The organism is Mycobacterium sp. SMC-4 (assembly GCF_025263265.1).
In the GTDB taxonomy this organism is placed as follows: Bacteria; Actinomycetota; Actinomycetes; order Mycobacteriales; family Mycobacteriaceae; genus Mycobacterium.
The window spans coordinates 2,770,781-2,784,344 of record NZ_CP079869.1; the positions used below are offsets into that span (position 1 = coordinate 2,770,781).

Below are 13,564 nucleotides of genomic sequence, written 5' to 3' on the forward strand. Positions count from 1 at the left end.
CTAACGCTGCATCGAGGAGATGTAATAGGTCTCTTTGCCGGTCGGGTAGCCACCGCCGTCGGTGCTGATATGCACGTGGTCGAAGTGATTCAGCGTCTCCGAGCCGTAGTCCGCGGTCCAGCTCGGAGCACCGATGCCCGGGTAGTAGCCCTGTCGCCAGATCACATGCAGCACGCCCCACCGCTTCGCATTGGCCAGCGCGAAGCCCGCGATCTGGTTACCCAGCTCAATGCCCTCATCGCTGTGATGGTTGGGGATCATCACGTCGATGGCCAGCCCATTGGGATGCCATGGCAACGGATCCTGCCGGTATCCGCCGATCGTCGTGATCTCGGGAAACATCATGCTGATCGCCCGCGCCGCCCAGATGGTCTTGACCTGCAACCCGCCCTCATGGCCCACGCCCTGAGGCAGCGCGAACTCGAACACCCGGGCGTCGACCGGCGCGCTGGCGGCCAATAATTCGGCTTCGGTCGGCACCGGTACGGTGGGGGGCCGCGGCGCCGGATCGAACGCTTTCGACGGGACTGCCGACGGCTCCGGGGCAGGCGGAGGCGCCGCGGTCTGGGCGAAGATCATGCCTGCCGAGGCCACCAGGGACACGGCAATGGCCAACCACCGGCCACGGCCGTTAGCTAACACATTCCTGCCCACCACAGCACCATAAACGGCGCCTGCAGGGCATTGGCGGCTTTTGCCACACCACCGTGTGGCGCGTCCGGACCCGAGGGGTCTCACCAGGGTCCACACCGTGCGCGCCTACGATGACGAGGTGCGTCTGGGACTGTCCACACCGGTCGTGGTGCAGGTTCCCGGCGTCGCCTCGCCCTGGGAAGCCGACGCGGGTCCCGAGGAACTGCGTCGGGTCGCCACCACCGCCGATGAGCTCGGCTACGAGTTCCTGACCTGCTCCGAACATGTCGCGATCCCCGTCGACGAGGCCCCGGCGCGAGGCGACGTGTACTGGGATCCGTTGTCCACCCTGGGGTTTCTTGCCGCGCACACCCGGCGGATCAAGCTCACCACCGCAGTGGTGGTGCTGGGCTACCACCACCCGCTTGAGATCGTCAAACGCTACGGCACGCTGGACCGACTCAGTGCCGGGCGACTGATCCTGGGCGTCGGAATCGGTTCCCTCGCAGCTGAATTCGACCTCATCGGAGCGCAGTGGGACCAGCGAGCCGCGCGTGCCGACGACGCACTTCGCGCATTGCGTGCGTCGCTGTCGAGCCCGAAGCCCGAGTATCACGGGCCGCATTACTCCTTCGGCGGGATGTCTGTGCGGCCGTTCGCGAGCGCTGCGCGGGTGCCGATCTGGGTGGGCGGCAGAACCACCCAGTCTCTGCGCCGGGCGATAGCGCTTGCCGACGGTTGGCTGCCGTTCGCGCTGCCGGTCCGGCAAGTGCGGGAGATGCTGGCCGCCGCGGATCCGCCGGCAGGGTTCGACGTCGTCCTGCCCACCGGCGCGCTCGACCCGGCGGCACGTGGCCCGGACGTCCGGAATCGACTCGAGACGCTGCGCGAGGCGGGCGCCACCGCGGTGTCGTGCACCCTGACTGCACGCTCGCTGGAGCATTACCTCGAGCAGCTCGGGTTGCTGCGCGACATCGCCGACACCCTCTGACCGTCACACAGAAGGGTTGTGCCCGCGCGACCGCGCCGTGACGGCCGCGAAGCCCGAGCTGACCCACCGGGGGTCCGGGCATGTTCGGTAGTCTGCGCCAGAAGGGTCACAGCTCTTCGAACTGACGCCAGACCTACGCCGGGAGACAGCACATGAGCGCTGAGCAGCCGACCATCATCTACACGCTGACCGACGAGGCGCCACTGCTGGCGACGTTTGCGTTCTTGCCGGTGGTCCGCACCTTCGCCTCCGCGGCCGGCATCGACGTCAAGTCCACCGACATCTCGGTGGCAGCGCGCATCCTCGCCGAGTTCAGCGATCGGCTGACCGAAGAGCAGAAGGTGCCCGACAACCTCGCCGAGCTCGGCGAGCTGACCCAGCTGCCCGAGACCAACATCATCAAACTTCCCAACATCAGCGCCTCGGTTCCGCAGCTTCTGGCCGCGATCAAGGAGCTCAAGGCCAAGGGCTACGACCTGCCCGACTACCCCGGCGAACCACAGAACGACGACGAGAAGCAGATCAAGGAGCGCTACGCGAAAGTGCTCGGCAGTGCGGTCAATCCCGTTCTCCGCCAGGGCAATTCAGATCGCCGTGCACCCAAGGCGGTCAAGGAGTACGCCCGCAAGCACCCGCACAGCATGGGGGAGTGGTCGCAGGCGTCGCGTACCCATGTGGCGACCATGAAGCACGGCGACTTCTACCATGGCGAGAAATCGATGACCATCGACAAAGACCGCAAGGTCAAGATGGTCTTGACCACCAAGAGCGGCCAGACCCAGGTACTCAAGCCCGAGGTGGCTCTCGAAGACGGCGACGTCATCGACAGCATGTTCATGAGCAAGAAGGCGTTGTGCGACTTCTACGAGGAGGAGATGCAGGACGCCTACAAGACCGGGGTCATGTTCTCACTGCACGTCAAGGCGACGATGATGAAGGTCAGCCACCCCATCGTGTTCGGCCATGCGGTCAAGGTGTTCTACAAGGACGCGTTCGCCAAGCACCAGAAGCTGTTCGACGATCTCGGCGTCAACGTCAACAACGGCATGAGCGATCTGTACGACAAGATCGCCTCGCTACCGGCGTCGCAGCGTGACGAGATCATCGAGGACCTCCACCGTTGCCACGAGACCCGGCCCGAATTGGCGATGGTCGATTCAGCGCGCGGTATCACCAACTTCCACTCGCCCAGCGACGTGATCGTCGACGCGTCGATGCCGGCGATGATCCGGCTCGGCGGCAAGATGTACGGCGCCGACGGCCGCACCAAGGACACCAAGGCGGTCAATCCGGAATCCACGTTCTCCCGGATCTACCAGGAGATCATCAACTTCTGTAAGACCCACGGCCAGTTCGATCCGACGACGATGGGCACCGTTCCCAACGTCGGGCTGATGGCGATGAAGGCCGAAGAGTACGGCTCCCACGACAAGACGTTCGAGATCCCCGAGGACGGCGTGGCCGACATCGTCGACATCGACACCGGCGAGGTGCTGCTGAGCCAGAACGTCGAGACCGGCGACATCTGGCGTATGCCCATCGTCAAGGACGCCGCGATCCGGGACTGGGTCAAGCTGGCCGTGACGCGGGCCCGCGCCTCGGGTATGCCGGCCGTGTTCTGGCTCGACACCGAGCGTCCCCACGAAGTCGAGCTGCGCAAGAAGGTCAAGGCCTACCTGTCCGACCATGACACCGAAGGTCTGCAGATCCAGATCATGCCGCAGGTCTGGGCGATGCGATACACAATCGAGCGGGTCATCCGCGGGCAGGACACCATCGCGGTGACCGGCAACATCCTGCGTGACTACCTGACCGACCTGTTCCCGATCCTCGAGCTCGGCACCAGCGCCAAGATGCTGTCCATCGTGCCTCTGATGGCCGGCGGCGGCATGTACGAGACCGGCGCGGGCGGGTCCGCCCCCAAACACGTAAGCCAGCTGCTCGAAGAGAACCACCTGCGGTGGGATTCGCTGGGCGAGTTCCTCGCGCTGGGCGCGAGCTTCGAGGACATGGGCCGCAAGTCGGGTAACAAGAAGGCCGAGCTGCTGGGCAAGACCCTCGACGCCGCAATCGGCAAGTTGCTCGACAACAACAAGAGCCCGTCGCGTAAGGCCGGCGAGCTGGACAACCGCGGCAGCCAGTTCTACCTGAGTTTGTACTGGGCGCAGGAGCTGGCCCAGCAGAGTGAGGACGGCGAACTCGCCGAGTACTTCACCCCGTTGGCGAAGGCGCTGGCCGACAACGAAGAGACAATCATCGCCGAGCTCAACGAGGTGCAGGGGGAGTCCGTCGACATCGGCGGCTACTACTACCCGGACCGGGAGAAGACGACCGCGGTGATGCGTCCCAGCAAGACCTTCAACGAGACGCTGGAGCGGGCCGGCGGTTAGCGCGGGTCAGCTATCGGTTGCACTTCGCGGTGCCGAGCATCGTGATTTCGCTATCGGCCCGGTGCGGGGAGGTGACATGAGTAACATCCGCCCCACACGTACCGATAAACAGCCATCACTGGTAGTCGACTAGGGGTAGCTATGCGGGTAATGGGCTTGTCACTGACCGCCACGAGCGCGGTCTGGGTGCTTCTCGACACCAGTACCGGCACCGTCCTGGCCGAGGAAGTCGTCGCTGTCACCTCGCTCGACGAGGTAGCCAAAGCGGCTGCGCAAAGTGTTCAGGCCTTCGCCGCGCAAACCGACCATCGCATCGACAGCGTGCACCTGGCCTGGACGCCTGACGGCCGCCAGCACGGCATCCGGCTGCGGACCAAGTTGCGCCTCTACGGGTTCGACGCGATCGAGACGATCACTCCGGAGCAGGCCCGCGAAGCGCGCAATCGCACCGCCCGCCACATCGCCCCGCATCTGGCCATGGCCTACGGCGCAGCCCGAGCTGCGCGCGCCGACGACACCGGCTCTGCGCTGCATCGGCTCGCGGCATTGGTGCCGCACCGCACCGCGCCATCCGGTTCGGCACGCGAGAGCACACGCGCCCGGCTGGACACCGCCCGCACTGCGATGTCCGGCCTGGTCGACGCCACGCGCGTCTCCCTGCAGTCGGCGGCCACCCGCGTTCCGCTGCGAATCGCGGCTGCGATCGGCGTCACCGCTGTCGTCGGTGTCGCCCTCTATGCACTCGTCGGCCCCACATCTGGACCCGCACCCGGGCCTGCTCCGGCCAGCGCGGTCGCCGAGCCGAGCACCTCGGCTCCCGAACCGTCGCGTGACAAGGGCCCGGTTGCGCCCGCACCGCAGCCGGTCCCGGCGGTGGCCGCCCAGCCCGAGGTGGCGACTCCGCGCGAGTCCGTCACGGCGGCCGAGGTGGTGCGATCCCCGACTGCTCAGACCGTGCCCGACGCCCCCGCTGCACGCCAACCGGCCTCGGTGCCGGTCACCTCGACGGTCGAGGAGGCCACTGCCACCGAGTCGGCGCCGCAGATATCCCCGGCATCGGAGATGGTGACCGCTCCAGCGGCGGTCACCACGCCCGCTCCGGCCGAGGCGGCCACGATCGGTGCTGAGCAACCACATCTGAACCACCCCGCACCGGTGGCCGGGCCTGTGGCGGTACCGGAGCCGGTCCCGCCTGCCGCGCCGGTCCCGCCTGCAGCACCCGAACCACCGCCGGGACCGCTGAACATGTTCCTGGGCGCGCTGCCCTGAGGCCGAGTCGCGGCCTCAGCGTCCCAGCGGCACCGAGATCAACCGGCTTCGCGCAGCCTTGAGCGAGTCGGGCAGTACCCACGCCACGGTGCCCATCAGCTTCGAGCTCAGTGAGCCGGGGTGTACCGAACCGCCGACGCGGGCCAGCTCCTCGGGAAGATCGTTGATCGCATCGTCTTTAGGCGGCGACGACGTCGTAGCCGTTCGAGGCGAGGATGCGCGCCAACTCCCGACCGATCCCGCTCGACGCGCAGGTGACAAGGGCCAACTGTGCAGCTGTCATGGCCGCCGCATACCCGGCCGGATTGCGCGAAAACTTTGACGCGGCGGCGGGCCCGGATGGTGGTAACGGGCGTCGCAACAGCAGTCGAAACACGGGTCGACGAATTTCGGGAAAAACTTGATTCCGTCCAGAAAACCGGACAAGATCGAGAAGATGGCCGAAGATTCCGACTATGCGGACGCACTGCGGTCGGCCGCCCTGCGCGTCACCCGCCCGCGAATGGCGGTGCTGCAGGCAGTCGAACAGCACCCGCATGCTGACACTGAGCTCATCATCCGGGCCGCACGCGGTGTGCTGCCCGACATCTCCCGTCAAACGGTCTACGACGCGCTCAACGCGTTGGCAGCGACCGGATTGGTGCGACGGATACAGCCGGCAGGATCAGTGGCCCGGTATGAAACCCGGGTCGCCGACAATCACCACCACGTGGTGTGTCGGTCCTGCGGGGTGATCGCCGACGTAGATTGCGCAGTCGGCGACACCCCGTGCCTGACGGCCTCAGACGAACTCGGCTTCGACATCGACGAGGCAGAGGTCATCTACTGGGGGCTCTGCCCCCGATGCACGGCATCTCAGAAGTCCCGATCACATCCGTGATCAACAGCCCCATCATTTACCGAATGAATGGATCAGGAAGGGAACACAGTGTCATCTGATACCTCCGATGCTCGGCCCCCGCACGCTGACAGCAAGACTGCCAGCAGCAGCGAGAGCGAGAACCCGGCGATCGACTCGCCGAAGCCGAAGTCGCACGCTCCGCTGACCAACCGGGATTGGTGGCCCGAACAGGTCGATGTGTCGGTGCTGCACAAGCAGAACGAGAAGGGCAACCCGCTCGGTGTCGACTTCGACTACGCCGCGGAGTTCGCCAAGCTCGATGTCGAGGCGTTCAAACGCGATGTCTTCGAGGTCGTCACGACCTCCCAGGACTGGTGGCCGGCCGACTACGGCAGCTACGCGGGCCTGTTCATCCGGATGAGCTGGCACGCCGCCGGCACCTACCGCATCTTCGACGGTCGCGGCGGCGCAGGGCAGGGCGCGCAGCGCTTCGCCCCGCTCAACAGCTGGCCCGACAACGCGAACCTGGACAAGGCGCGCCGGCTGTTGTGGCCGGTCAAGCAGAAGTACGGCAACAAGATCTCCTGGGCCGACCTGATTGCCTACGCGGGCAACGCCGCGCTCGAAGCGTCCGGCTTCAAGACCGCCGGTTTCGCCTTCGGTCGCGAGGACATCTGGGAGCCCGAAGAGATGCTGTGGGGTCAGGAGGACACCTGGCTGGGCACCGACAAGCGCTACGACGGCACCAACGATTCCGACCGCAAGTTGGCCGAGCCGTTCGGCGCCACCACCATGGGGCTGATCTACGTCAACCCCGAAGGCCCGGAAGGGAAGCCGGACCCACTGGCCGCCGCCCACGATATCCGCGAGACCTTCGGCCGGATGGCGATGAACGACGAGGAGACCGCGGCTCTGATCGTCGGCGGCCACACTCTGGGCAAGACCCACGGTGCCGGTCCCGACGAGGGGATGGGTCCCGAGCCCGAGGGTGCGCCGATCGAGGACCAGGGACTGGGCTGGAAGTGCCCCTTCGGTTCCGGCAAGGCCGGTGACACCATCACCAGCGGTCTGGAGGTCGTCTGGACCGACAAGCCCACCCAGTGGAGCAACCGCTACCTGGAGATCCTGTACGGCAACGAGTGGGAGCTGACCAAGAGCCCCACCGGCGCGTGGCAGTTCGAGGCCAAGAACGCCGAGGCGACCATCCCGGACCCGTTCGGCGGCCCGCCGCGCAAACCCACGATGCTGGTCACCGATGTCTCGATGCGCGAGGACCCGATCTACGGCAAGATCACCCGGCGCTGGCTCGACCATCCCGAAGAGATGGACGCGGCCTTCGCCAGCGCCTGGTTCAAGCTGATGCACCGCGACATGGGGCCGATCAGCCGCTACCTCGGGCCCTGGATTCCCGAGCCGAAGCTGTGGCAAGACCCGGTACCGGCGGTCGATCACGAGCTGATCGACGAGTCCGACATCGCGGCACTGAAGACCAAGCTGCTCGACTCCGGCCTGACGGTGCAACAGCTGATCAAGACGGCGTGGGCGTCGGCCGGCAGTTTCCGCGGCACGGACAAGCGCGGCGGTGCCAACGGCGCTCGGATCCGGCTGCAACCGCAGAAGGACTGGGAGGCCAACGAGCCGACCGAGCTGGCCAAGGTGCTTCCGGTGCTCGAGCGGGTGCAACAGGAGTTCAACGCGTCGGCCTCCGGCGGCAAGAAGGTGTCGCTGGCCGACATCATCGTGCTGGGCGGTTCCGCGGCCGTGGAGAAGGCTGCCCGCGACGCCGGCTACGCGATCGACGTGCACTTCGCACCGGGACGAACCGACGCCACCCAGGACAACACCGATGTGGAGTCGTTTGCGGTGCTCGAACCGCGTGCCGACGGTTTCCGTAACTTCGTCCGGCCGGGGGAGAAGGCCCCGCTGGAGCAGTTGCTGGTCGAGCGGGCCTACATGCTCGACCTGACCGCGCCGGAGCTCGCCGCGCTGCTCGGTGGTCTGCGAGTGCTCAACGTCAACCACGGTGGCACCAAGCACGGTGTCTTCACCGAGACTCCGGGGGCGTTGAGCAACGACTTCTTCGTCAACCTGCTCGACATGCGCACGGAGTGGAAGCCGTCGGAAGCCACCGAGAACGTCTACGAGGGTCGCGACCGGGTCACCGGTGAGACCCGGTGGACGGCAACGGCCAACGACCTGGTGTTCGGCTCGAACTCGGTGCTGCGCGGCATCGCCGAGGTCTACGCGCAGGACGACAGCAAGGGCAAGTTCGTCGAGGACTTCGTCGCTGCCTGGGTCAAGGTAATGAACAACGACCGGTTCGACTTGCGGTGATCGGCAAGTCTTACAGGTAGCTTTCGGGTCCGACGAGCGCCCACACCGTCTTTCCGTCTGCCATCGGGTGAGAACCCCAGGCGCGGCTCAGCGCCGCGACGATGGCCAGACCGGAGACGGTGTGGGCGCCGCGCTCTGGGTCCTCATGGCGCACGGCCGGCCGCGGACTGGTGTCGCGGACCGCCACGGTGACCGTGCTGTCGGTGGCTTCCAGCTGGAGCGTCGGGGCACTCGTGGTGTGCTCCAACACGTTCTCGATGAGGATTGTGGCCAATGTCTGCGCGGTGATCCCGGCATCATTGCGATCCCAGGTCTGCAGCCACTGCGAGATGAGTTGACGCCCCTGGCGCAGGCTGCTGAGCATCGGCGGCAGCTGGGCCCGGGCACGCCGCCGGATGCTTCGTCGGGCGACCACAAGCTCGGATTCGCCCGGTGATCGTGGATAGACCGGGACATAGCGTTGGATCGCCGTGCGGGTGATCGCGGCCCGGCGTAAGGGATCGGTGCAGACCAGCACGACGGGGACGTCGGGCCAGGTACTGACGTGCCACCGCGCGCTGGTGAACACCGTCCACGCCGAAGTGGTGGGCACACACAGCCTGCTCACGTCGACCTCGACCACTGCGGGTTCCTCGAGGGCGGCCTTGACCACACTGTCGCGCACATGTAGGTAGGTCACGCTGTCCAGGGTTCCATCGAGCACCAGACGGATCCGGTCCGCCGAATGGCGGGTCGCCACCGACACCGCTGACTCCTCGAACATCGGGTGCTCAGACATCGTGCGCGGGCGAGTCTGTTTCCGATGTGGCCAGTCTTTCCCGCAACACTGCCTGGGCCTTATCGGTCTCCTCGGCGAGGGCGATATAGCGGTTGCGCAGAATCTCTGTCGTCGCCTTGGCCGCCAGCTGGTGGGCCAGTCGGGACTTCTCGTGCAGGCTGCGCACCGCCACCCACAGGGCGCGCTGGACCTCGTCGTCGCACGCTGACAACAGAGAGTCGCCGGTCCAGGCATGGCCCACCTGACAGCGGAAGCGGCCGTCTCCGACTTCGTGGAGCGAGCCGTTGCAGTCCGGACAGGTGAAACCCGAAGGTGGCCCGAGAGATTCGGCGCCGATGTCGGCGGAGAACCGGTCGGCCATCGCGATGCGGTTCTCCAACTCCAGGTACCCGTCGGGCGGGCGGGGCATCCGGTCGGGGCGACGAGCGCACAGCTTGCCGACGAGGGGACCCATTTCGTGCGCTGTGGCGGTCTGATCAACAACACCTGCCTGCAGGGCGTGGGTCGGCATGGCCGAAAACATTGCGTCGGAGGGCGTCTGGCACAGGGTGATGCCACCGCGCGCGCGGATCGCCGCCAGACCGAGGACGCCGTCGTCGAGCACACCGGACATCACGACGCCGATCGCTGAGGGGCCGAACGCGACCGCCACGGATCGGAACATCGCGTTCAACGCCGGGCGGTGGCCATTCTCGGTCGGCCCGTCGGACAGCACGATCTGGTGGTCATGTGTCAGCAGGTGACGTCCGGGCACCGCGACATAGATTCGACCGGCCAGCAACGCGGCGCCATGCTCGGCAGCAACGGCGCTCATCGCGCTGTGGCGATCGATGATCTGGGCGAGGACGCTGGGTCCTGCTGCGGGCAGGTGCAGGGCCATCAACACGGCGTAGGGCAGGTCGGCGGGAAGGCCGGCGGCGACTTTGCACAGCGCTTCGACGCCACCCGCCGATCCGCCGACAGCTATCACGCCGTCGGCACGACGAAGCGAGCCAGTAATCATCCGTGCCCGGCTACCCGTTTCTCCATTCGGTAAGCAATACCTCTGGTCCAGACGTCAGATATCCGAAATACGAAAAACTTCAGACACGATGCGAAGCATCTGGACGTCGGCGTTTGCCGATCGCCCGAAATGGACTCCCAGCTCTACGGGTTCGACAGCCGATCCCGCAGAAAGGGTTACATGAAACTAGCTTTGGTTGGGGATCTGTCCGGAGCAACGTACGACCTCGCCGCACTGGCCGCCACGTTGACCCGACGCGGACATGAGGTCCGAATCTTCACCACGGCGGTTCCCGACCCCCCCATGTCCACGTCCGAATGCGATGTCGTCGCGATACCCGTCGACCCGACCGCTGACTCCCGGGAAGAGTCACTGATGCCGATGATCGGTGATGTGGGGCGCTTCCTGGTGCAGGCCTGGCGCGACGACCGCCCCGTCGTCGTGCACTGCGCCGGCTGGGCGTACGGGCTGGCCGGTCAGTTGGCTGCCAAGAAGACCACGGTGCCCACCGTGCAGGGATTTCACGGCCTGTCGACCACCACAGCGCGCCATGCTGGGGAGGACCCCGGCGACCGCCCCAAGATCGAAGCCCTACTCGCCAAGAACGCCACCGCGGTGACCACCGCATGCACCGACGACAAGCTCGAAGTGATCCGGATGGGGTGCCCGCGGGCACGGGTGTCGGTGTTACCCGCGGGCATCGAAGTCGGGGAAGTCGGTATGGAGGCGCCGAGCGCTACCGAGGGCACCAACCGCCACCGAATCGTTTCGCTGACCCACGATCTGGCCGCGCATCACGGTCTGGACCAGCTGATCCGGGTGTTGCCATCGCTGCCGTCCGCCGATCTGATCATCGCCACCACGGCGCAGTCCGGTGAGACCGAGCTGAATCGGTTACATCGCATGATCGAGCGCGCCGGTGTCAGCGCACGTGTCCGGGTGTCGACCGCTGTCGCCGAGTCCGAACTCAGCGTGCTGCTGCGGGCCGGCGACGTCGTCGTCTGCCCGTCGGCGTACGACCCGCACGCGAGCCTAGCCCTGCGGGCGATGGCCTCGGGAGCTGCGGTGGTGGCGGTCGAGGCCGGCGGGTCCCGGGACGCGATCGTCGCCGACGTCACCGGGCTCCTCGTCCCACCGGACAATGCCGAAGCACTGGTCGGTGCGCTGCGTTCGGTACTGCGGCAGACCGTCCTGCGCCAGGGCATGGGGCTGGCCGGGCGTGCCCGGGTGCGGTCGCGCTATTGCTGGGACCGCATCGCCACCGATGCCGAGGTGATCTATCAAACCGCCGCGCAGCGGGCCGGCAATTCGCTTGCCCGGTAACTCGCGAGCGGTCTGTGGCCAGTGACCGGGGCAGGCAGACGGTGCCATCTGGCATTCTCGGCGAATGGACCGCGGTAAGTACGCAGACATCGGCAGCGAGACTGACGGCGGGGCCGACAGCGAGGCCGAAGCCTTCGAATCCCTGCTCCGGTACCTTCGCGATGCCCGAGGATTCGATTTCACCGGGTACAAGCGCACCTCGCTGATGCGACGGGTGCGCCACCGCATGGAGCAGGCCGGCCAGTCGACGTTCGAGGAGTATCTCGACACGCTGCAGGCCTCCGCGGACGAGTTCTCGACGCTGTTCAACACCATTTTGATCAATGTCACCAGCTTCTTCCGCGACACCCCGGCGTGGGACTTCCTGCGCGACGAGGTGGTCCCGACGCTGCTGGCCGAGCGCGGCCCCACCGACCCGATCCGGGTGTGGAGCGCCGGCTGCGCGTCCGGCCAGGAGGCCTACACGCTGGCGATGATCCTGGCCGAGGCGATGGGTCCCGATGACTTCCGCCAGCGTGTCAAGATCTACGCCACCGATGTGGACGAGGAGGCCCTCGCCGAGGCTCGCACCGCATCCTATGACGCCAAGGCAGTCGAGTCCGTTCGCCCCGAGCTGCTCGACCGGTACTTCGAATCGGTCAACGGCAAGTACCTGTTTCGCACCGACCTACGGCGAGCAGTCATCTTCGGCCGCAACGATCTGGTCAAGGATGCCCCGATCTCTCGGGTCGACCTGCTGGTGTGTCGCAACACGCTGATGTACCTCAACGCCGACACCCAACGCAGCGTGCTGGGCCGGCTGCATTTCGCGCTCGCGCCGCGCGGCGTGCTGTTCCTCGGCCACGCCGAGATGTTGTTGAGTCACACCGACCGATTCACCCCGCTGAACCTGAAGTACCGGTTCTTCCGCAAGGTGGCCACCAGCCCGGTCACCGTCGACCGTCTGGCAGCCGCTGAGACGACCGAGCGCCACGGTGAGGTCTCGGGGATGGACACCATCCGCGACCTGGCATTCCGGGCCGGCCCGGTCGCCCAGATCGTGGTCACCGGGGAGGACACCGTGGCCATGATCAATCACCAGGCCGAGGTGACGTTCGGTCTGTCGGCACGCGACATCGGCCGGTTACTACGCGATCTCGATGTGTCGTACCGGCCGGTGGAGTTGCGCAACTATCTCGAGCAGGCAAAGGTCGAGCGCCGCTCGGCACGTATCCAGGACGTGCAATGGCAGCGTCCGGGCTTCGACCCGGTGTGGTTCGAGATCCACGTCAACCCCCTCGTCGACGTTGAGAACGGCCTGCTCGGAATCTCGATCGTGTTCTTCGACGTCACGGCCACCCGTGCGCTGGTCGACAAGGTGGTGGACACCAACCGTCAACTCGAGACCGCCTACGAGGAACTGCAGTCGACCAACGAAGAACTCGAAACCACCAACGAGGAGCTGCAGTCCACGGTCGAAGAGCTCGAGACCACCAACGAGGAACTGCAGTCGACCAACGAAGAGCTCGAGACCATGAACGAGGAGTTGCAGTCCACCAACGACGAGCTGCACACGATCAACGACGCGTTGCGTGAACGCAGCCTCGAGCTGGAAGAGGCCACGGCGTTCATGGAGTCGATCACCAGCTCGATCAGGCTGGGGTTGGTGGTGGTGGACCGTCAGATGCGCGTGGTGGTGTGGAATCGCGGATGTGAAGAACTGTGGGGTCTGCGCCGCGAAGAGGCGCTGGGAATCCCGCTGCCCAATCTGGACATCGGGTTACCCACCGACGCGGTCAAGCCACTGATAGGCCGCGTCTTCGTCGACGCGGACCTGGCCGAGGAAACGACCGTCGACGCGGTCAACCGCCGCGGCCGAACAGCTCGAATACGAGTGCAGTGCACAGCATTTCGTGCAGCCGATGATTCCGTCAACGGCGCCATGCTGTTGATGGAGGTGGTGGGCTGACCCGCCGGCATCCACCAAACGAAGCGTAGGCCAGATTGCGAAGATTTCGTCCGC

General features: G+C 66.2%; 11 protein-coding genes. 7 read left to right on the forward strand and 4 right to left on the reverse strand.

Features of this window, described 5'->3' with window-relative positions; all coding sequences use genetic code 11:
• Positions 1 to 654, reverse strand: coding sequence for a glycoside hydrolase (locus tag KXD98_RS13405; RefSeq protein WP_260764910.1), 654 nt, complete (start codon positions 652 to 654; stop codon positions 1 to 3).
• Positions 655 to 772: 118 nt separating this feature from the next.
• Here KXD98_RS13405 and KXD98_RS13410 point away from each other — a divergent pair, with 118 nt between their 5' ends.
• From KXD98_RS13410 to KXD98_RS13420, 3 genes are all read left to right on the forward strand, one after another.
• Positions 773 to 1,624, forward strand: a complete 852-nt coding sequence (locus tag KXD98_RS13410) for a TIGR03619 family F420-dependent LLM class oxidoreductase (RefSeq protein ID WP_260765184.1) — start codon at positions 773 to 775, stop codon at positions 1,622 to 1,624.
• Positions 1,625 to 1,776: 152 nt separating this feature from the next.
• A complete protein-coding gene (locus KXD98_RS13415; protein ID WP_260764911.1) occupies positions 1,777 to 4,014 on the forward strand; it encodes an NADP-dependent isocitrate dehydrogenase in 2,238 nt (745 codons plus the stop codon).
• Between the two features lie 150 nt (positions 4,015 to 4,164).
• On the forward strand, positions 4,165 to 5,283 hold the full coding sequence (locus KXD98_RS13420) for a hypothetical protein (protein WP_260764912.1): 1,119 nt from the start codon (positions 4,165 to 4,167) through the stop codon (positions 5,281 to 5,283).
• 15 nt (positions 5,284 to 5,298) lie between these two features.
• On the opposite strand, the gene KXD98_RS13425 is transcribed toward KXD98_RS13420, so the two are convergent.
• Positions 5,299 to 5,544: a hypothetical protein gene (locus KXD98_RS13425; RefSeq protein ID WP_260764913.1), complete on the reverse strand. Its 246-nt coding sequence runs from the start codon at positions 5,542 to 5,544 to the stop codon at positions 5,299 to 5,301.
• Positions 5,545 to 5,719: 175 nt separating this feature from the next.
• On the opposite strand from KXD98_RS13425, the gene KXD98_RS13430 reads away from it, so the two are divergent.
• Positions 5,720 to 6,163 (forward strand): Fur family transcriptional regulator, encoded by a 444-nt coding sequence (locus KXD98_RS13430; RefSeq protein WP_260764914.1) that lies wholly within the window; start codon positions 5,720 to 5,722, stop codon positions 6,161 to 6,163.
• A gap of 48 nt (positions 6,164 to 6,211) precedes the next feature.
• The gene (gene katG, locus KXD98_RS13435; RefSeq protein WP_260764918.1) at positions 6,212 to 8,458 is read left to right on the forward strand and encodes a catalase/peroxidase HPI; all 2,247 of its coding nucleotides are present in this window, start codon (positions 6,212 to 6,214) and stop codon (positions 8,456 to 8,458) included.
• Between the two features lie 10 nt (positions 8,459 to 8,468).
• Here katG and KXD98_RS13440 read toward each other — a convergent pair whose 3' ends face one another.
• Both KXD98_RS13440 and KXD98_RS13445 read right to left on the reverse strand, forming a co-directional pair.
• Positions 8,469 to 9,236, reverse strand: coding sequence for a sulfate transporter (locus KXD98_RS13440; protein ID WP_260764919.1), 768 nt, complete (start codon positions 9,234 to 9,236; stop codon positions 8,469 to 8,471).
• On the reverse strand, positions 9,229 to 10,239 hold the full coding sequence (locus KXD98_RS13445; RefSeq protein ID WP_260764920.1) for a chemotaxis protein CheB: 1,011 nt from the start codon (positions 10,237 to 10,239) through the stop codon (positions 9,229 to 9,231). The genes KXD98_RS13440 and KXD98_RS13445 overlap by 8 nt, the downstream gene beginning before the upstream one ends.
• 180 nt (positions 10,240 to 10,419) lie before the next feature.
• Here KXD98_RS13445 and KXD98_RS13450 point away from each other — a divergent pair, with 180 nt between their 5' ends.
• Together KXD98_RS13450 and KXD98_RS13455 are read left to right on the forward strand one after the other, a co-directional pair.
• A complete protein-coding gene (locus KXD98_RS13450) occupies positions 10,420 to 11,562 on the forward strand; it encodes a glycosyltransferase (RefSeq protein WP_260764921.1) in 1,143 nt (380 codons plus the stop codon).
• 64 nt (positions 11,563 to 11,626) lie between these two features.
• A complete protein-coding gene (locus tag KXD98_RS13455; protein WP_260764922.1) occupies positions 11,627 to 13,510 on the forward strand; it encodes a CheR family methyltransferase in 1,884 nt (627 codons plus the stop codon).
• Positions 13,511 to 13,564 lie beyond the last annotated feature (54 nt).

Excerpts from the sequence above, each read along its gene's own strand:
- KXD98_RS13420 (WP_260764912.1), top strand. The coding sequence starts at position 4,165 with ATGGGCTTGTCACTGACCGCCACGAGCGCGGTCTGGGTGCTTCTCGAC.
- KXD98_RS13445 (WP_260764920.1), bottom strand. The coding sequence starts at position 10,239 with ATGATTACTGGCTCGCTTCGTCGTGCCGACGGCGTGATAGCTGTCGGC.
- KXD98_RS13440 (WP_260764919.1), bottom strand. The coding sequence starts at position 9,236 with ATGTCTGAGCACCCGATGTTCGAGGAGTCAGCGGTGTCGGTGGCGACC.
- KXD98_RS13430 (WP_260764914.1), top strand. The coding sequence starts at position 5,720 with ATGGCCGAAGATTCCGACTATGCGGACGCACTGCGGTCGGCCGCCCTG.
- KXD98_RS13450 (WP_260764921.1), top strand. The coding sequence starts at position 10,420 with ATGAAACTAGCTTTGGTTGGGGATCTGTCCGGAGCAACGTACGACCTC.
- KXD98_RS13455 (WP_260764922.1), top strand. The coding sequence starts at position 11,627 with ATGGACCGCGGTAAGTACGCAGACATCGGCAGCGAGACTGACGGCGGG.
- KXD98_RS13415 (WP_260764911.1), top strand. The coding sequence starts at position 1,777 with ATGAGCGCTGAGCAGCCGACCATCATCTACACGCTGACCGACGAGGCG.